Annotated in this window: 21 protein-coding genes; 18 read left to right on the forward strand and 3 right to left on the reverse strand. The window is 41.6% G+C overall.

All coding sequences use genetic code 11. The features are described 5' to 3' along the window. Position 1: 1 nt before the first annotated feature. Positions 2–253: an alkyl hydroperoxide reductase gene (locus M301_RS06855; protein WP_013148043.1), complete on the reverse strand. Its 252-nt coding sequence runs from the start codon at positions 251–253 to the stop codon at positions 2–4. Positions 254–555: 302 nt separating this feature from the next. On the opposite strand from M301_RS06855, the gene trhA reads away from it, so the two are divergent. The 6 genes from trhA to M301_RS06885 all read left to right on the forward strand — a co-directional run bounded on the left by trhA (position 556) and on the right by M301_RS06885 (position 4904). Then, entirely contained in the window at positions 556–1212 is a 657-nt protein-coding gene (gene trhA, locus M301_RS06860; protein ID WP_013148044.1) for a PAQR family membrane homeostasis protein TrhA, read from the forward strand. A 141-nt stretch (positions 1213–1353) separates the two neighbouring features. Further along, on the forward strand, positions 1354–2358 hold the full coding sequence (gene holB / locus M301_RS06865) for a DNA polymerase III subunit delta' (protein ID WP_013148045.1): 1005 nt from the start codon (positions 1354–1356) through the stop codon (positions 2356–2358). A 66-nt stretch (positions 2359–2424) separates the two neighbouring features. Then, complete coding sequence (locus tag M301_RS06870) at positions 2425–2796, forward strand: PilZ domain-containing protein (RefSeq protein WP_013148046.1); 372 nt, start codon at positions 2425–2427, stop codon at positions 2794–2796. Between the two features lie 67 nt (positions 2797–2863). Next, positions 2864–3637 (forward strand): TatD family hydrolase, encoded by a 774-nt coding sequence (locus M301_RS06875; protein ID WP_013148047.1) that lies wholly within the window; start codon positions 2864–2866, stop codon positions 3635–3637. Positions 3638–3652: 15 nt separating this feature from the next. Beyond that, positions 3653–4417: an MBL fold metallo-hydrolase gene (locus M301_RS06880; RefSeq protein WP_013148048.1), complete on the forward strand. Its 765-nt coding sequence runs from the start codon at positions 3653–3655 to the stop codon at positions 4415–4417. Positions 4418–4517: 100 nt separating this feature from the next. Beyond that, positions 4518–4904, forward strand: a complete 387-nt coding sequence (locus tag M301_RS06885) for a hypothetical protein (protein ID WP_013148049.1) — start codon at positions 4518–4520, stop codon at positions 4902–4904. Positions 4905–4967: 63 nt separating this feature from the next. Here M301_RS06885 and M301_RS06890 read toward each other — a convergent pair whose 3' ends face one another. After that, the gene (locus M301_RS06890; protein ID WP_013148050.1) at positions 4968–5570 is read right to left on the reverse strand and encodes a hypothetical protein; all 603 of its coding nucleotides are present in this window, start codon (positions 5568–5570) and stop codon (positions 4968–4970) included. Between the two features lie 203 nt (positions 5571–5773). Here M301_RS06890 and M301_RS06895 point away from each other — a divergent pair, with 203 nt between their 5' ends. Beyond that, positions 5774–6913 (forward strand): hypothetical protein, encoded by a 1140-nt coding sequence (locus M301_RS06895; RefSeq protein WP_013148051.1) that lies wholly within the window; start codon positions 5774–5776, stop codon positions 6911–6913. A 100-nt stretch (positions 6914–7013) separates the two neighbouring features. Here M301_RS06895 and M301_RS06900 read toward each other — a convergent pair whose 3' ends face one another. Next, entirely contained in the window at positions 7014–7430 is a 417-nt protein-coding gene (locus tag M301_RS06900) for a surface-adhesin E family protein (protein WP_013148052.1), read from the reverse strand. Between the two features lie 235 nt (positions 7431–7665). Between M301_RS06900 and fmdA the strand changes: the two genes are divergently transcribed. The 11 genes from fmdA to ureC all read left to right on the forward strand — a co-directional run bounded on the left by fmdA (position 7666) and on the right by ureC (position 17648). After that, positions 7666–8889 (forward strand): formamidase, encoded by a 1224-nt coding sequence (fmdA, locus tag M301_RS06905; protein WP_013148053.1) that lies wholly within the window; start codon positions 7666–7668, stop codon positions 8887–8889. 11 nt (positions 8890–8900) lie between these two features. Then, positions 8901–9239, forward strand: a complete 339-nt coding sequence (locus tag M301_RS06910) for an FmdB family zinc ribbon protein (RefSeq protein ID WP_013148054.1) — start codon at positions 8901–8903, stop codon at positions 9237–9239. A 119-nt stretch (positions 9240–9358) separates the two neighbouring features. Then, positions 9359–10603, forward strand: coding sequence for an urea ABC transporter substrate-binding protein (gene urtA / locus M301_RS06915; protein ID WP_013148055.1), 1245 nt, complete (start codon positions 9359–9361; stop codon positions 10601–10603). Between the two features lie 101 nt (positions 10604–10704). Continuing rightward, the gene (gene urtB / locus M301_RS06920) at positions 10705–11622 is read left to right on the forward strand and encodes an urea ABC transporter permease subunit UrtB (RefSeq protein ID WP_013148056.1); all 918 of its coding nucleotides are present in this window, start codon (positions 10705–10707) and stop codon (positions 11620–11622) included. Positions 11623–11640: 18 nt separating this feature from the next. After that, positions 11641–12834: an urea ABC transporter permease subunit UrtC gene (gene urtC, locus M301_RS06925; protein WP_013148057.1), complete on the forward strand. Its 1194-nt coding sequence runs from the start codon at positions 11641–11643 to the stop codon at positions 12832–12834. Further along, positions 12831–13574: an urea ABC transporter ATP-binding protein UrtD gene (gene urtD, locus M301_RS06930; protein ID WP_013148058.1), complete on the forward strand. Its 744-nt coding sequence runs from the start codon at positions 12831–12833 to the stop codon at positions 13572–13574. Before urtC ends, urtD begins: the two co-directional genes overlap by 4 nt. A gap of 38 nt (positions 13575–13612) precedes the next feature. Continuing rightward, on the forward strand, positions 13613–14302 hold the full coding sequence (urtE, locus tag M301_RS06935) for an urea ABC transporter ATP-binding subunit UrtE (RefSeq protein ID WP_013148059.1): 690 nt from the start codon (positions 13613–13615) through the stop codon (positions 14300–14302). 37 nt (positions 14303–14339) lie between these two features. Beyond that, positions 14340–15230 (forward strand): urease accessory protein UreD, encoded by an 891-nt coding sequence (locus M301_RS06940; protein ID WP_013148060.1) that lies wholly within the window; start codon positions 14340–14342, stop codon positions 15228–15230. An 81-nt stretch (positions 15231–15311) separates the two neighbouring features. Continuing rightward, positions 15312–15614: an urease subunit gamma gene (gene ureA / locus M301_RS06945; RefSeq protein ID WP_013148061.1), complete on the forward strand. Its 303-nt coding sequence runs from the start codon at positions 15312–15314 to the stop codon at positions 15612–15614. Between the two features lie 11 nt (positions 15615–15625). After that, positions 15626–15934, forward strand: a complete 309-nt coding sequence (locus M301_RS06950; protein WP_013148062.1) for an urease subunit beta — start codon at positions 15626–15628, stop codon at positions 15932–15934. 10 nt (positions 15935–15944) lie between these two features. Further along, a complete protein-coding gene (gene ureC / locus M301_RS06955; protein WP_013148063.1) occupies positions 15945–17648 on the forward strand; it encodes an urease subunit alpha in 1704 nt (567 codons plus the stop codon). The last annotated feature ends 27 nt before the right edge of the window (positions 17649–17675 follow it).

Consider the following 17675-nt stretch of genomic DNA (forward strand, 5'->3'; position numbering starts at 1 on the left):
TTTAGTCTCCTTTGCTTAATTGCGTATCAGGCAGTTTTTCATGGCAAAGTACCAATCTGTCGCTTAGCAAACTCAACAAGCTCTGTAGTACAGACTGGCGTGAAATCTCGGGATGGGAAAACAAAATAACCCACTTATTGAGCGCCCACTCAGAAAGACGAATGACTTCCGCAGTGGTTTGCGCTTCGAAATCGGGTACAGTTGCGTTTAACTCTAAATGTACAGACGCAGTATCGACCGAAATTATGCTCATGACAAATCTCCTTGCATGAATACAACGGCAGCGCATCAAAAATCAGTAAACGCTTTGTGCACTGCACATTGTTTACTTACAATTATTAGTCAAAACATTAGAGATAAAGTTCGCCAAATGAATTAGTGCTTTTTTAAAATTAACGTTAAATAAAGACACAGCTTCTTTGAAGTATTTACAGTACCAAGTAACCTAAAATTTCTAGCCTAGTGATGGTTTTGATTCATTTTTAGACTATTAACAAATATTCATTCGATCAATATAAGCTACTATTAGTTAATGCTTTTCTAGGGATAGCTGTGATGAGAGCTCATACTTTAAGTTTAAAACGAGATCAGTCTCGAAATGAAGAGTTTGCTAATAGCCTTAGTCACGGCATAGGCTTAATAGCAGCAATAGTTGGGGCGCCTTTTCTAATAATTCATGCAATACAACATGGAGATGGTCAGTTTATAGTAGGAGTCTCAGTATTTTCATTAACGACCATACTTCTTTACTTAGCCTCGACGGTCTACCATATTCTACCCAACAGTAAAATCAAGCGTATATTTAACGTTATAGACCATTCCATTATTTTTCTGCTTATTGCGGGAACATATACGCCATTTACATTGGGTGTATTACGTGGGGCATGGGGATGGGCGCTTTTCGGCGTGATTTGGGGACTTGCCTCAATAGGGATTATTTTAAAGGCTTTAAACAAAGCTTCGCATCCAATATTATCGAATGGCCTGTATTTATTAATGGGATGGATTGTGGTTATTGCAATTGAACCATTGATTACGAGAATGCCTACTGCTGGATTGTTATGGTTGCTCGCTGGGGGCCTGTTTTATACGGTTGGAATAATATTTTACATATTTGACTCGCGACTAAAGTACGGTCATCTAATTTGGCATGTATTTGTGATGGGAGGCACAGTATGTCATTACTTCGCAATTTTATGGTATGCGCAATGACTGGAAAAGTGGTGATACAAGCCGTAAAACATAGTTTACGATTTAATTGAATAAAAGTTATTTTTCCCTCGAAAAAAGTTAAAATACGCTTACATTTTACACATAGTTTTTTAATGAAATTATGATTTATATAGAAAATATATGGCTACAAAAGTAAAAATTTATCCATGGCAAACTAAGGCTTGGCAGCTCGTTAATCAAGATGACAAGCGTAGAGCACATGCTTTGTTGTTACATGGTCGGGCTGGCATTGGTAAATATGACTTCGCCCGTGAGCTTAGCCAGTCGCTTTTATGTGCATATCAAGATGACTTAGGGCATGCTTGCGGCACCTGCTCGAGTTGCAATTGGTTTAAAGAGGAAAGTCACCCAGATTTTCGCTTGCTGAGTCCAGAGCAAGAGTCTGACCCAGATGAAGAGGGTGCGACTGCGAAGAAGACGAAAAAGAAAACACAAATTTCTGTCGCGCAGATCCGTGATTTAAGTGACTTTCTAAGCATGTCTAGCCACCGTAGTGATGGGGCACGCATCGTACTTATTCACCCCGCAGAAGCACTTAATTTGGCTTCAGCCAATGCGTTACTTAAAATGCTTGAAGAGCCTGCGGAGGGTGTTGTATTCATTCTAGTGGCGCATCAACTACAGCGGTTATTACCGACTATTATCAGTCGTTGCCAAAAAATAAGCATGCCGATGCCTACTGATACGCAATCACTAGCATGGCTTAGTGAGCAAGGCGTGCCAAATGCTAAAGAGCAGCTAGCTTACTTAGATGGCTCGCCAATTAAAGTGTTTAATGAACAATTGCAATTCTCGCAACTAGGTGAAATATGGCGGTTATTAGCCCTTGGTGGAAAATTACAGCCACATCTTGCTGCGCCTACATTAATTGCCAGCTCGGTAGAGTCAGGCATTATTGCCTTGCAAAAATGGATCTATGATATTGTTGCAATGCGATTGTCACGCCAAGTACGTTACCATGCAATGCACACCACAGCTTTGCAAGCGTTAGCAGACAAGGTAAACTTGAGTAGCTTGTTTCAGTTACAAAAGAAAATTGAAGCACTGCGTAAACTAGCGCTGCATCCTTTGAATCATGAATTGCAAATGGAAAGCTTACTTCTTGAATACACTCGAATTTTTTAATTAAACTTTCTAATTAACTCAAAAGACAACATTTATAACTAGTATTTGAATTTGTAGAGATCAATAATGGCTGAAGACCTAGCAGAAAATACTAATAATATTCCAAAACCTGGGGTTTTATCGCTCGCAATTAAGGAAAAAGTCGCGCTATATGCGGCTTATATGCCGTATGTTAAAGGTGGCGGGTTATTTATCCCAACTAACAAGCCCTTTAAAATTGGCGAAGAAGTTTTTATGCTGTTAAGTTTGATTGATGATCCGATGAAATTGAAGGTTGTAGGTCATGTGGTATGGGTAACACCCGCAGCTCAAGCTGGCAGACCACAAGGTGTTGGTGTGCAGTTTAGTGATAAAGATGGCGGCATTGAAGCTAAAAATAAAATTGAAGGCTTACTTGGAAGCGCATTAAAGTCATCTCGCGCAACACATACGATGTAATTCATCGCCGATGCAACTCACATCGCAATTTTGATGCAATTTATGAAGTAATTTACGAAAACCAAACATGCTTGTTGACTCCCACTGCCATCTCAATTTCCCTGAACTTTTAGAAAACTTGCCTGCTATCAAGCAAGCGATGCAAGAGAATAAAGTAGGACATGCATTATGCATATCAGTCACGCTGCCAGACTTCCCCCAAGTACTCGCTTTAGCTGAAACTAACGATAATTTCTATGCATCAGTAGGCGTGCATCCTGATTACGAAGATATTGACGAACCTAGTGTGGATGAACTTCTGAAGCTTGCAGACCATCCAAAGATTATCGCAATTGGTGAAACAGGGCTGGACTACTTTAGATTAACCGGCGATTTAGAATGGCAGCGTACACGTTTTCGTACGCATATTCGTGCAGCTATTGCTTGTGGCAAGCCCTTAGTTATTCATACCCGTAGCTCAGCTGAAGACACTTTGCGTATTATGCGTGAGGAGAATGCGCAGCAGGTGGGCGGCGTCATGCATTGTTTTACTGAGAATCTAGATGTGGCACAGCAAGCGATTGAATTGGGCTTTTATATTTCATTTTCTGGTATTGTGACTTTTAAAAATGCACTCACTATTAAAGAGGTTGCAATGCAAGTTCCATTAGACAGAATGCTGGTAGAAACAGACTCACCATACTTAGCCCCCATGCCTTACCGCGGCAAAACCAATCAACCAAGTTACGTAAAGCATGTGGCCGAAGAGATTGCCCGACTGCGTGGTATTTCTTTGGAAGAGGTTTCACAAGCAACCACCAATAATTTCTTCCGTTTATTTAGGCACGCTGTAGCTAACTAGCTACAGATAACATTTATGCAACTGACGATGTTAGGGGTAGGGTCAAGCGCCGGAACGCCTATGATAGGCTGTAAATGCCCTGCATGTGCTTCAACTGACCCTCGCAACAATCGCACGCGTTGTTCTAGCATTATTCATCTAAAAAATGGTAAGTCGATCTTAATCGATACAGGGCCTGATTTACGTCAGCAATCGCTTAGGGAGAAGCTTACCAGCATTGATGCTGTGTTATACACCCATACTCATGCTGACCATTTACATGGCATTGATGATTTGCGCGCGTTTTGTCAAATTCAGCGCACGCAAATTCCGCTCTATGGTAGCCACGATGCTATGCAACATATCGCTGATAAGTTTGGCTACACCTTGCGTGAACCCAGTAACTTTTGGGATTTACCTGTATTAAAAACGCATATAATTAGCGCACCATTCCAGCTTTTTGAACAAACCGTCATACCAATTCCACTTAAGCATGGCAATAGTGATATTTATGGTTATAGAGTCGGTGATATAGCTTACCTGACTGATGTATCAAGCATTCCTGAGGCCTCGCTGGCATTGTTACAAGGTTTAAAAGTTCTATTATTAGACTGCCTTAGATATACAACACACTATACACACATTAATTTGGAACAAAGCTTGCACTATGCCAGTCTCATTCAAGCTGATTCCACTTATTTGATTCATATGACGCATGAGCTTGAATTTGCAGCCTTAAGTGAACAGTTGCCGAAAAATGTATTTGTTGGTTATGATGGATTAAAAGTATTTGCTGATTGAGTCAGCGAAAGTTGTTTACGAACGTTAAACTTAAACGTTCTATTAGTGCGTAAAAAAGCTATAAGTGAGATAATTACAAGTCGTTTAGGAGATTTAATCAATGCAATTCACCATCAATAAAACCGTTAAAGTATTACTAACTGCTGCAATGTTAGTCACCGTAAGCTTAAGCCAAGTTAATGCAGCTTCTGCCAGTAAAACTTATACCGAAGATCAGTTTCTTAACTCATTTAGCGGTAAAACTAAAAAGGTGATTTCTGATAAATTAGGCGCCCCATTTAAAAAAGAACAGTCAGTTAAACCTGCTGGTGCTACAGGCTTTTTAGGCAAAGTGGGTGCTGATGAGAAAGACTCTAAACGTGTAAACGTAGAAATGTGGTACTACAAAAACTTAGTTAAATATGATCCAAAACATGCTTACAAAGAAACGGAGATTACTTTTGTAAATGACAAGGTCATGAATATTGCATTCTTTAATAATAGATAATATTAAATACGTGCGTTTTTAATAAATAAGGCCGAGATCATTCTCGGCTTTATTTATTGTAGCTTACTGTTTATCACGTAAGCCATGCCAGTCTTTCTTTTGCATACACAGCAATAAGCCCCTAGTTACTTTTTTGTTTTCCACATTTGGTTCATGAGCATTTCCGAGTGATTGAACGCACTCTTGAATTGAGCTCTTTAGATTGTCGGGGCTGCCACCTAACTTCCACCATGAGCTTATTTTGAATGTGTCCATAGGGTCAGCAGGCTTCTTTTTTTCAGGAGAAGAGATTTCCACGTTGGCAGTATTGGGTTTGCCAGCTACAGTTGGTTTTGCTGTTTGGCGATTATCTTTATTTTCAGATGCTTCTATCACAGGATCAGGCTCATTTTGCATTGAGGCTATAGGTTCTGCTTCATCTAGGTTTTGAACAGTCCATCCATGATCAGCCATACATTTTGCAACAGCCTCTTTAGATGCGTCTTTCGACGTACAAGTTTTCTTCATAGCTTCTAAATCATTAGCTGTGGCGCCACGTTTATAAGCAAGCTCACCACAGGCGCTTAGTAGCAATGCTGTCAATAGCACACTCGTTTGAATCCATCTTTTTGCATAACTATGCATCATCTCTGCTAAACCCTCACCAGTAACCAATTTGAACAACATCGAATTGTTAGCAAAGTTAGCACATTTTTCAAATTAACACTTAGCTATTACCTACGCAATATTGCGTATTTCACAGTCATTAGAGTCTCGTTAATCTAGCAACATGTTTTAAAAGGTGATGCAGAAATATCCCACCAAAACTACAGATCAAAGCGATAGATTTTTGTATCTACTGAAAATATTTTTATTAATGGAGAGTTGTAATGACATTTAAACTTAAGACAAGCCTATTAGCAACTGCTGTAAGTGCTGCGCTGTTGCTACCAGCTATGAGTGCGCAGGCTGGCGGAACTATTTCATTTGGTGAAGATAAATCTGTGAGTGTTGGTTTTGGTATGCGCGGTGGTTATAGCTCGGTTGAAGATGCTGCCGCTAATGGAAGTCGTTCAAACGATTTTACTTTAGACAGTGCACGTTTGTACTTATCAGGTTCTTTTAACAAATACATTAAAGGTATGTTGAATACTGAAAAAAGTAATGGTGAAAGCTGGGAAATTATTGATGCTAACGTCCAGTTGCAAATGACACCAGAAATCGCTATTTGGGCAGGTCGATTCTTATCACCTAGTGATCGCGCTAACATGGCTGGGCCGTATTACTCAATGGGTGGTGGATATTGGTCTAATATCGCCTCACGCTACGGTTGGAACGGCGGCATTATTGGTCGTGATGAAGGTGTTGCAATCGTTGGTAGTGCCATGGATAACAAAATCGGTTATTCATTTGGTGCGTTTGAAGGCGAAAATATTTTTAGATTTAGTGGTGTAGGCGCTCAATCACAATCTAGTGCAGCGGCAAAAGCACTCAATGCTGATGACAAACTCATGTATGCAGGTCGACTACAGGTTGATTTCTGGGATGCTGAGCCAGGTTACTATGGAACAGGGAACTATTTTGGCGCAGCAGATATTTTAGCTGTTGGTATTGCGGGTAGACAGAAATCTGATGGTGCTATTAGTTTAACTAAAGCTGGTGATTACAGCTCATACAGTGTTGATTTCTTATTAGAGAAAAAAGATGTAGGTCCAGGTACAGCTTCACTAGAAGCGGCTTACTATGACTACGATACTGACGACGTATTCTTGAGTGAGCAAGGTAATGCATACTCAGCTGGTGCAGCTTACTTGTTTAATGAAGCAGTGGGTTGGGGCAAGTTTATGCCATTTGTTCGCTATCAAACATTTCAGCCAGATACCAATATTGATGTAAAAAAATACGAAGTTGGCACTAATTACGTCATTGCGCCTTACAACGCATTAATTACGGCTGTCTATTCAGATACAAAAACAGATGGTGCAAGCAATGTAAACGCGATTAATGTTTCTATGCAGTTTCAGTTTTAAACCAGTATTTATCTCCTAAGATAATGCTAAGGCGCGGTAACGTTTTATGTTGCTGCGCCTTTTCTATTTGCATTGCACTGTTTATGAAAGACTATTAGCCTTATTGACCACCTACCATTTGATGAACTTGACAGGCGAGTTGAGCAACGGCATATTCATCTGAACCAAAAGAAATAGGCCTAAATTCAGGTGTTAATTTTTCTGACGATAATAATTTATTTTTCTGGCTATAAAAGTCAATTGAAGTGACCTTGAATAAGGGTTGTTTGCAATTGAACAGGGTGTTTTTAACTACATATTGATAGCTGATTAATCTTTTGTTGCTAGTCAATGATTGGTTATTTTTAAAAATAGTTTTAGTTAAAAAGTAAGGAAAGCCACTCGCAACATTGTAAGAATCGATGTCGACAAAAATCTCATAATCGGCCTTCTTAATGATGGAGTCCCATTCCACAGCCATTGTATTGATGGATATTGTTAATAAAACAGCACCCATTAGAAGTTGTTTTTTAATCATAGAGTTGAATCGTTCCGCATTAAAGTATTGGTATTAAATTAGCACAAATCTCTCTTATAAAAGTGTTAATTACCTACGCAATTTGACGTATTTCATTCCATCCCCCAAGCCCTTAATCTAACACCATTGCAAAACGCTATATCACTGCAAGTTGGTATTGATTGAAGCATTTAACTGTGCAAATTTGTTTACTTGTACTTGTGAATTTAATTGAAATATAAGCTGGAGGGTGCCAATGAAAACGTTAGTTAAATTAGATTTAGATAAAAAACCTTGGGAGCAGGAAGGCCAGATTCATAATCGTTGGCATCCTGATTTACCTATGATCGCCATGGTTAAACCGGGCGACGAGTTCCGTGTTGAATGTATGGACTGGACAGGGGGCCAAATTGGCAACAACGACAGTGCTAATGACGTACGCGATGTGGATTTAACGCAAGTACATTATTTGAGCGGCCCAATTGGTGTGGAAGGTGCTGAGCCAGGCGATTTAATGGTCGTTGAAATATTAGATGTGGGTACTTTTGAAGATAGTCAGTGGGGTTTTAACGGTATTTTCGCTAAAGAAAATGGCGGTGGCTTTTTAGTCGACCAGTATCCCGAAGCACGCAAATCTATCTGGGACTTTCATGGCATTTATACGACATCACGTCACGTACCCAATGTTAGATTCGCTGGCATTATGCACCCAGGCTTAATTGGCTGCTTACCTTCAAAAGAGCTGTTAGATAAATGGAATAAACGTGAAGGTGATTTGATTGCAACTGAACCTGACCGTGTTCCAGAGTTAGCTTTACCGCCAAATCCAAAATCAGCTGTGATGGGAAAAATGTCTGGCGAAGCAGCTAAAAAAGCAGCTTTAGAAGGCGCCCGTACTGTGCCACCACGTGAGCACGGCGGTAATTGCGACATCAAAAATCTAACCAAAGGTTCAAAAGTATATTTCCCTGTGTATGTCAAAGATGGCGGCCTCTCTATGGGCGATCTTCACTTCTCACAAGGCGATGGCGAAATTACGTTCTGTGGCGCTATAGAGATGGCAGGTTATTTAGACATCAAAGTTAGTTTAATTAAAGATGGCGTGAAGAAATATGGCATTAAAAACCCAATTTTCGAACCTAGCGTGCTTACGCCAACTTATAAAGACTACATCATTTTTGAAGGTATCTCAGTAAATGAGCAGGGCAAGCAGCTTTACTTGGATGTGAATGAGGCTTATCGCCAAGCTTGTTTAAACGCCATTGAGTATATGAAGAAATTTGGCTACACCGGCGCACAAGCCCTCTCTATTTTAGGCACTGCGCCAGTAGAAGGTCATATCAGCGGCATTGTGGATATTCCTAACGCCTGTGCCACTTTATGGCTACCAACGGAGATATTCGACTTCGATATGAAGCCAAATGCGGATGGGCCAAAAGTCATGGTGAAACAAGGCATTGATACCGCTAAAACCAGCTAAGGAGCATTTGCATGCCAGTGTATGAATATGAATGTGATACCTGCGGTGTTTTTACTGCACTTAGAAAAATGAGTGAGTCTAGTGAGCCAGCGTTTTGTGAAGAGTGTGGTTGCGAAAGCCCACGCATTCTTTCAGCGCCTCGCTTAGCGGTAATGGATAGAACACAGCGTGTAGCACATGAACGAAATGAAAAATCTGCGCATGACCCGAAAGTAGCAAAACGTTCAAGTTGTGGCTGTGCTGGTTCTCACACGTGCAAAACAAGCACAAAGGTGAACCCAGAAACAGGCAAAGCGGCTTTGCAAATGCAAACTAAAAAGACAGCAAGACCTTGGATGTTATCGCATTAATTAGTGCAAGAGCGCTGTTTAATTGGTGCAAAAGCACTATAAAAACTTAGTAAAAAGTTGGTGAGTTTAGTTTTATTTTAATTGTGGTTTTTTTGATTTTTAAATGAGGAGACAGAGTGATGAGTACTTTAAATAGGCGTAACTTTATGAAAGTTGGTGGCGCTCTAGCTGCGGCACTGCTTTCAGCAGGTATCTTAACTAACACAGCTTTGGCTGCTGATACTTCAACAGCCAAAGTGATGACTACGGGTCTAGCGGTAACAGACACGACAGTTAAAGTTGGTATCTTACATTCTGCTACAGGCACGATGGCCATTAGTGAAACAGGCTCTATTCAAGCTGAGAAGTTAGCGATTGAGCAAATTAATGCCATGGGTGGTATTTTGGGCCGTAAGATTGAAGTGATTCAAGAAGATGGCGCATCAGACTGGCCAACTTTTGCTGAAAAAGCAAAAAAACTACTCGCTTCAGACAAAGTAGCTGCGGTCATGGGTTGCTGGACATCAGCATCACGTAAAGCGGCATTGCCAGTGTTTGAAAAAGAAAATGGTCTATTGTTCTACCCAACTTTCTACGAGGGTTTAGAGCAATCTAAAAACGTTTTCTACACAGGCCAAGAAGCGACACAGCAAATTCTTGCTGGGTTAGATTGGATTGCTAAAGAGAAAAAAGCTAAGACTTTCTACCTAATCGGTTCTGACTACATTTGGCCACGTACTTCAATGAAAATCGCACGTAAACATATTGAGCAGCATTTGCATGGTTCAGTCGTAGGTGAAGAATACATCGCTTTAGGTGACACGCAATTTGGTTCTGTGATTAATAAAATCAAACTGAAAAAACCTGATGTGATTTACGCAGCAGTGGTTGGTGGCAGTAACGTTGCATGGTTCAAACAATTAAATGCAGCAGGTTTGAATTCAGGTAAACAAACCATGTTAACGATCTCTGTGACTGAAGATGAAGTATTAGGCATTGGTGGTGAAAACTTAGCTGGTTTCTACTCAGCGATGAAGTACTTTCAATCTCTAGATACACCAACAAACAAAGCGTTTGTTGCCGCATTTAAGAAAAAATGGGGTGATAAATCTGTGATTGGTGATGTAACTCAAGCTGCTTACTTAGGCCCATGGCTTTATAAAGCTGCTGTTGAGCGTGCAGGCAGTTTTGATGTAGATAAAGTACAAGCAGCATTACCTGGCTATGTATTTAAAGATGCGCCAGAAGGTCCTGTGACTGTTGAGAAAAACCATCACTTAACAACCAAGTTGCGTATTGGTCAATGGGAAAAAGATGGTCAAGCCAAAATTGTTTATACATCGGCTTACATCAAACCAGATCCATTTCCAAAAGGTTATCAATAATAGTGAGTTAGTTTGAAAGATGCAGCAGCTTATTGAATAAGCTGCTGCCATCTGAATGTTAAAGCAGTTTTTATCTTAGTAGCGATTAAGTAGGAGGCCGTATGTTTGGATATTCGATGGCAGATATAGGCAATATCATGGTAATGCAGGGCTTTTCTGGCCTGAGTATGTTTACTGTATTGCTGCTGATGGCACTTGGCCTAGCCATTATTTTTGGGCAGATGGGCGTCATCAATATGGCGCACGGTGAATTTATGACCATTGGTGCATACACCACAGTCATGCTTTCTAAAGTCGCAACGACGTATGGTTTTGTGAACTATTACTTTGTTTTTGCCATTATTTTGGCATTTATTCTGGCCTTTGCGTTGGGATATTTTATTGAATTTATTATGATTCGGCATCTCTACAAGCGCCCGCTAGATACGCTATTGGCGACATGGGGTTTGAGTTTAGTCATGCAGCAATCATTTCGTTCGACCTTTGGCGCAAAAGAAGTCAGTGCCGAATTACCTGAATGGATGTTGGGTTCATTCAAGCCAACGCCTGATATTGACATCCCGATTAACGGCGTTTTTGTCATGGTGCTCGCACTGTTTGTGACTGCAGGTGTTTACATGTTTATGTACCGCTCACGCTGGGGTCTCAGAGTACGTGCAACGGTTCAAAACCGTGTAATGGCTGGCGCAGTGGGTATCAATACGCAAAAAGTAGACCGTGTGACGTTTGCATTAGGTTGCGGAATCGCCGGGATTGCAGGTGCTGCATTTACCACGATTGCCTCTACCGGACCCACAACAGGCACGCTTTATATTGTAGATAGCTTCATGGTGGTGGTGTTTGGTGGCGCAGCTAGCTTGATGGGTACGATTGCCTCAGCATTTGGTATCGCGCAAGCGCAATCTATATTGCAATTTTTTATGACCAGCTCTATGGGTAAGGTTTCTACCTTATTAGTGATTGTTGGCATATTAATGATGAAACCAGAAGGCTTGTTTGCTTCTAAGCTTCGTAAGTAAACAGACAGGAGAATCAACATGAACGCATCCTTAAGTAAATTAGTAGGTGGCAAAGAAGGGCTGGTTGGGTTAGCAGTACTTGCCGCAATTATCTTTGTAGCGTTACCGCTAGGCGTAGATATCTTTAGGTTAAATTTGGTTGGCAAATACCTCACTTACGCTTTTGTAGCTGTGAGCTTGGTATTGCTGTGGGGTAATGGCGGTATTCTAAGCTTGGGACAAGGCATATTTTTTGGTTTAGGCGGCTATGGTATGGCGATGTTTATGAAGCTTGAGGCATCAGACCCTATTACTACCAAAATACAAACAACCCCTGGTATTCCTGACTTTATGGATTGGAATCAAATCACTTCCTTACCTTGGTTCTGGGAGCCGTTCAAGAGCTTGCCATTGACGATACTCATCATACTGACAATCCCCGCTTTGTTTGCTTACTTAATCGGATTTGCAATGTTTAAACGTCGCGTAGGCGGTGTTTACTTCGCGATCATCACGCAAGCGATTGCGCTTATATTAAGCATTTTGATCGTAGGTCAGCAAGGCTTTACCGGTGGTGTGAATGGCATTACTGACCTTAAAACTGTTTGGGGATGGGATACACGTAACGACAGTGCGAAATACATTTTGTATTACCTCAATGGCTTTCTGTTGTTTGGTGCAATCTTGCTTTCAAAATATGTGTTAAACAGTAAATTCGGTATGTTGTTATTAGCGATGCGTGATAAAGAAGAGCGAGTACGTTTTTCTGGTTACGACGTATCAAACTTTAAAATATTTATTTTCTGTCTAGCCGCGATGATTTCAGCGGTGGGCGGCGCCATGTTTACACTTCAGGTTGGCTTTATGTCGCCATCTTTTGTAGGTATTGTCCCATCCATTGAAATGGTGATTTTCTGTGCGGTGGGTGGTCGGGCATCTTTAATTGGTGCGGTTTACGGTACGTTATTTGTGAATTTTGGTAAAACATTCTTTTCAGAAAGTTATCCAGAGCTTTGGCTCTTCATTATGGGTGGATTGTTTATCGCTGTTGTGATGTTCTTCCCAGACGGTTTAGCTGGTGTATGGGCTAAATATAGCCATAAGCTTAATGTCTTTAAAAAAAAGTCTAGCCTGACTTCTGCTACAGCGATCATTGATTCAACAAAAAATGAGGGTAGTAAAAAAGCAGTGAATGAGATTGATGTGACTAACATTGAAGGAGCGAAAGCATGAGTAATACAGACTTTGTGCTAGCTATTGAAGATTTAACGGTATCGTTTGATGGCTTTAAAGCGGTCGACAATCTGACAATGTACATAGATAGAAATGAGCTTCGTGTCGTCATTGGGCCAAATGGCGCAGGAAAAACTACAGTATTAGATTTAATCTGTGGCAAAACTAAATCAACTAACGGCTCTATCAAGTTTATGAATAAAGAGCTCACTAAGCTTTCAGAGCATGAAATTGTTCGCGAAGGGGTGGGGCGTAAATTTCAAACACCGTCAATTTATGAAAACCTTTCGGTGTATCAAAATTTAGAGGTGTCCTATCCTAAAGGACGTAGCGTTTGGGGTAGCCTATTCTTTAAACGTACTGCTGAAGTGAAAGAGCAAGTATTTAAAATTGCAGAAGAAATCATGCTCACTAACTTCTTAGACATGGAAGCTGCATTATTGAGCCATGGTCAAAAGCAATGGTTAGAGATAGGTATGCTGTTAATGCAGGATCCTCAGTTGCTAATGTTAGATGAGCCCGTAGCTGGAATGAGTGCTAAAGAGCGTGATCAAACGGCTGAGCTGCTTAACAAAATAAGCAATAACCGTTCAGTATTGGTGATTGAGCATGACATGGAGTTCGTGAAGAAAATCGCTCACAAAGTTACCGTACTGCATCAAGGAAAAATCTTGGCTGAAGGTCCTATGGATCAGGTACAAGAAGATGAAAAAGTGATTGAAGTTTACCTTGGACATTAAGTCCAGACCATTAATCCAGTCCATTAAGGAAACTTGATATGTTTGAAATTGAAAATCTGCAAGTAAGCTATGGTCAAAGCCAAGTGATACATGGTCTTAACTTTACCGCTAATAAAAATGAAACGCTCGCTATTATGGGTCGTAATGGCATGGGTAAAACTACGCTGTTTAAATCACTGATGGGTATTTTGCCAAGCAAAACAACAAAAGCTGTTGTCGACGGTGTTAGCTTAGAAGGGAATGATAGCTACCAGCGAGTTGCCAAAGGTTTAGCTTATGTACCACAGGGACGTATGATTTTCCCTAATATGACAGTGCAAGAAAACATTGAAACAGGGTTAGAAAAGTCTAAAACGCGTGAGATTCCAGAAGATATTTATGCGCTCTTCCCTGTGTTATACGACATGCGTAAACGCAAGGGCGGTAATCTGTCTGGGGGACAGCAGCAGCAACTCGCGATTGCTCGGGCGCTGGTGACTAATCCTAAAGTATTGTTGCTTGATGAACCAACTGAAGGAATCCAGCCGTCTATCATTAAAGACATCGCTAAAGTCTTGAATGAGATTCGTAAAATGCGAGAAATCACCATTATCGTTTCCGAGCAAGTGTTGAGCTTTACCATGGAAATTGCAGATCGCATTATTGTGATAGACAAAGGGAAGTTCATTCATGAAGATACTCGCGATAATGTAGATGCCGCTAAAATTAAAGGTTATTTGTCAGTTTAAAATATTTTATGCAAAAAATTTATGGCATCATGGAGTGATGGATGACGCAACAATATTACAAAGCACTAGCCCAGTAGCTCAAGCGCAGCCTGCACTCAAGCGCTGGGAGGCATGCTTAAGTTTAGATTTTTCTAAACGAATTAACCGCAGTTATTTAGCTAAAAACTTGCACGTAGGCCCACTGGTGTTGCAAAAATCTTTGCACCCAGAAGGTGATGCTGTGTGTCATGGCATCGTGGTGCATCCACCGGGCGGCGTAGCTGGCGGAGACTCACTCACGCTTAACGTGAGTCTTAATCAAGGGGCGTTTGCATTACTCACGACGCCCGGCGCAGGTAAGTGGTATAAAGCCAATGGGCAACAAGCCTGCCAGTATTTGAAGTTCAATCTTGGGGGGAACACCTGTTTTGAATGGTTACCACAAGAGAATATTTTGTTTGATGGCGCTCAAGTTAAGTTTAGCGCTGAAGTGAGTTTAGACGCTGAAGCTAAATATGCTGGTTGGGAAATACTATGTTTTGGTCGCCAAGCGCAAAAAGAAGTATGGCAAACGGGTAGCTTGCATCAAAACTTAAGTATTCGTCGAAATGGCAAGTTGATTTGGAATGAGCTTAGCTTTTTGAAGCCTGAGCATAAGGTCATGCAATCGATAGTGGGTTTACACGGTAATGCAGTATCAGCAAGTTTTGTGATTGCTGCAGGTAAAGTTCCAGATGAGGTACTAGCGGCATGTAGAGAAATACAGCCTAAATTAGCCTTAGATATGCAGGCCAGATATGGTGTGACTACGATGCCAGAAATTTTTTCTGCAAGATATATCGGTCAATCAGCACAATGTGCAAGGCAATATTTTGAGTCGTTATGGCAGATTTTACGTCCGTGGTATGCAGGCCTCGAGGCGACAAGGCCGAGAATTTGGAACACCTAGATTTTTTAAAAAGTAACTTGCGCCCGCACAATAATAGACTAATGCCGATTAAAAAGAGAGTTTTTGCATGGAATTGAATGTATGGAATTAACCCCTAGAGAAAAAGATAAACTTCTCATCTTTACTGCTGGCTTACTTGCAGAACGTCGCAAGGCGCGAGGCTTAAAGCTTAATTATCCAGAATCGATTGCTCTTATTTCAGCCGCCATTATGGAAGGTGCGCGCGACGGCAGAACCGTCGCAGAGTTGATGAGCTACGGCACAACCTTGCTGACACGTGATGATGTGATGGAAGGAATTGCTGAGATGATTCCGGACATTCAGATCGAGGCAACTTTTCCAGATGGCACTAAGCTTGTCACCGTTCACCATCCAATTCCGTAAAGGCAGCTCTAATGATTCCAGGTGAAATGAAAATCGCTAACGGTGACATTACAATAAATGCTGGCAGAGCCACTGTGACAATTGACGTATCTAATATGGGTGACCGACCAATACAAATCGGTTCGCATTATCACTTTTTTGAAACTAACGAAGCTTTGAGTTTTGATAGACAAGCGGCTTATGGTTTTAGGTTAAATATTGCATCAGGTACGGCTGTCCGTTTTGAGCCGGGTCAAACGCGAACAGTAGTGTTAGTGGCGCTGGCTGGCGAAAGAAAAGTATATGGCTTCGCCGGTAAAGTGATGGGGTCACTCAAATGAGCGTAAAACCATGAGTATAAACATAGACAAGCGTGCCTATGCCGAGATGTTTGGTCCGACAGTGGGCGATAAAGTGCGCTTAGCCGATACCGAACTCTGGATAGAAGTAGAGAAAGATTACACACTCTATGGTGAAGAAGTTAAATTCGGCGGTGGTAAAGTCATTCGTGATGGTATGGGTCAAGGCCAACTTTGTGCTAAAGACGTTGCCGATACGGTCATTACTAACGCATTGATTATTGATCACTGGGGTATTGTTAAAGCTGATATTGGTATCAAAAATGGGCGAATTTCCGCGATTGGTAAAGCGGGCAACCCTGATATTCAGTCAGCTGTGACGATTGCAATTGGCGCAGGCACAGAGATTATTGCAGGCGAAGGCATGATAGTGACAGCAGGTGGGGTGGATACACATATTCACTTTATCTGTCCGCAACAAATCGAAGAGGCTTTGATGTCTGGCGTGACAACCATGTTGGGTGGTGGCACAGGCCCAGCCACAGGGACTTTTGCTACTACTTGTACACCAGGCCCTTGGCATATTCACCGTATGTTGCAGTCAGCTGATGCATTTCCGATGAACTTGGGCTTTTTAGGTAAAGGTAATGTGAGCTTGCCAGAGCCATTGCGTGAACAGGTTGAAGCTGGTGCCATTGGTTTAAAACTGCATGAAGACTGGGGCACTACGCCAGCAGCGATTGATAACTGCTTGAATGTGGCTGAAGAAATGGACATTCAAGTAGCGATTCACTCTGACACTTTGAATGAATCTGGCTTTGTGGAAACCACGATTGCAGCCTTTAAAGACCGCACTATTCACACCTTTCACACCGAAGGCGCGGGTGGTGGTCATGCACCAGATATTATTAAAGCGGCTGGTTACGCTAATGTGCTGCCGTCATCTACTAACCCTACACGCCCATTTACGGTCAACACTATTGATGAGCATTTAGATATGCTCATGGTTTGCCATCATCTAGACCCAGCCATTGCAGAAGACATTGCTTTTGCCGAAAGTCGTATTCGTCGCGAAACCATTGCAGCGGAGGATATTTTGCATGACTTAGGCGCATTTTCCATGATGTCATCTGACTCGCAAGCCATGGGGCGCGTGGGGGAGGTGATTATTAGGACTTGGCAAACTGCACATAAAATGAAAATACAGCGTGGCGCCCTAGCTGAAGATTCAGCTAGCAATGATAATTTTCGTGTGAAACGCTATATTGCCAAATATACGATTAATCCTGCACTTACGCATGGTATTGCCGATACCGTAGGCTCAATAGAAGTTGGGAAATTAGCGGACTTAGTCCTGTGGCGACCAGCGTTTTTTGGGGTGAAACCTTCCACTATTCTAAAAGGCGGCATGATAGCGGCGGCTGCGATGGGCGATCCGAACGCATCTATTCCTACGCCACAACCAGTGCATTACCGCCAAATGTTTGGCGCCTATGGTGGTGGGCTTAAAACCTCCGTCACTTTTGTTTCGCAAGCGGCTTTGCACAATCCGGCTTTGGCTGCGCTTAATTTAAATAAAACGCTAGTACCTGTACGAGGCACCCGAACGGTCAGAAAAGTAGACATGATACATAACGGCTATATGCCAAAAATTGATGTAGACCCTGAAACCTATATTGTTCGAGCTGATGGTATTTTACTTGCTTGTGAACCAGCAAGTATCTTGCCGATGGCACAGCGCTACTTCTTATTCTAGGTCTATTCTGGGTTTATTTTTAGGTTT

Origin of the sequence: Methylotenera versatilis 301 (genome assembly GCF_000093025.1) — a bacterium.
GTDB classification, from domain to species: Bacteria; Pseudomonadota; Gammaproteobacteria; order Burkholderiales; family Methylophilaceae; genus Methylotenera; species Methylotenera versatilis.

Excerpts from the sequence above, each read along its gene's own strand:
- M301_RS06855 (WP_013148043.1), bottom strand. The coding sequence starts at position 253 with ATGAGCATAATTTCGGTCGATACTGCGTCTGTACATTTAGAGTTAAAC.
- trhA (WP_013148044.1), top strand. The coding sequence starts at position 556 with ATGAGAGCTCATACTTTAAGTTTAAAACGAGATCAGTCTCGAAATGAA.
- holB (WP_013148045.1), top strand. The coding sequence starts at position 1,354 with ATGGCTACAAAAGTAAAAATTTATCCATGGCAAACTAAGGCTTGGCAG.
- M301_RS06870 (WP_013148046.1), top strand. The coding sequence starts at position 2,425 with ATGGCTGAAGACCTAGCAGAAAATACTAATAATATTCCAAAACCTGGG.
- M301_RS06875 (WP_013148047.1), top strand. The coding sequence starts at position 2,864 with ATGCTTGTTGACTCCCACTGCCATCTCAATTTCCCTGAACTTTTAGAA.
- M301_RS06880 (WP_013148048.1), top strand. The coding sequence starts at position 3,653 with ATGCAACTGACGATGTTAGGGGTAGGGTCAAGCGCCGGAACGCCTATG.
- M301_RS06885 (WP_013148049.1), top strand. The coding sequence starts at position 4,518 with ATGCAATTCACCATCAATAAAACCGTTAAAGTATTACTAACTGCTGCA.
- M301_RS06890 (WP_013148050.1), bottom strand. The coding sequence starts at position 5,570 with ATGTTGTTCAAATTGGTTACTGGTGAGGGTTTAGCAGAGATGATGCAT.
- M301_RS06895 (WP_013148051.1), top strand. The coding sequence starts at position 5,774 with ATGACATTTAAACTTAAGACAAGCCTATTAGCAACTGCTGTAAGTGCT.
- M301_RS06900 (WP_013148052.1), bottom strand. The coding sequence starts at position 7,430 with ATGATTAAAAAACAACTTCTAATGGGTGCTGTTTTATTAACAATATCC.
- fmdA (WP_013148053.1), top strand. The coding sequence starts at position 7,666 with ATGAAAACGTTAGTTAAATTAGATTTAGATAAAAAACCTTGGGAGCAG.
- M301_RS06910 (WP_013148054.1), top strand. The coding sequence starts at position 8,901 with ATGCCAGTGTATGAATATGAATGTGATACCTGCGGTGTTTTTACTGCA.
- urtA (WP_013148055.1), top strand. The coding sequence starts at position 9,359 with ATGAGTACTTTAAATAGGCGTAACTTTATGAAAGTTGGTGGCGCTCTA.
- urtB (WP_013148056.1), top strand. The coding sequence starts at position 10,705 with ATGTTTGGATATTCGATGGCAGATATAGGCAATATCATGGTAATGCAG.
- urtC (WP_013148057.1), top strand. The coding sequence starts at position 11,641 with ATGAACGCATCCTTAAGTAAATTAGTAGGTGGCAAAGAAGGGCTGGTT.
- urtD (WP_013148058.1), top strand. The coding sequence starts at position 12,831 with ATGAGTAATACAGACTTTGTGCTAGCTATTGAAGATTTAACGGTATCG.
- urtE (WP_013148059.1), top strand. The coding sequence starts at position 13,613 with ATGTTTGAAATTGAAAATCTGCAAGTAAGCTATGGTCAAAGCCAAGTG.
- M301_RS06940 (WP_013148060.1), top strand. The coding sequence starts at position 14,340 with ATGGATGACGCAACAATATTACAAAGCACTAGCCCAGTAGCTCAAGCG.
- ureA (WP_013148061.1), top strand. The coding sequence starts at position 15,312 with ATGGAATTAACCCCTAGAGAAAAAGATAAACTTCTCATCTTTACTGCT.
- M301_RS06950 (WP_013148062.1), top strand. The coding sequence starts at position 15,626 with ATGATTCCAGGTGAAATGAAAATCGCTAACGGTGACATTACAATAAAT.
- ureC (WP_013148063.1), top strand. The coding sequence starts at position 15,945 with ATGAGTATAAACATAGACAAGCGTGCCTATGCCGAGATGTTTGGTCCG.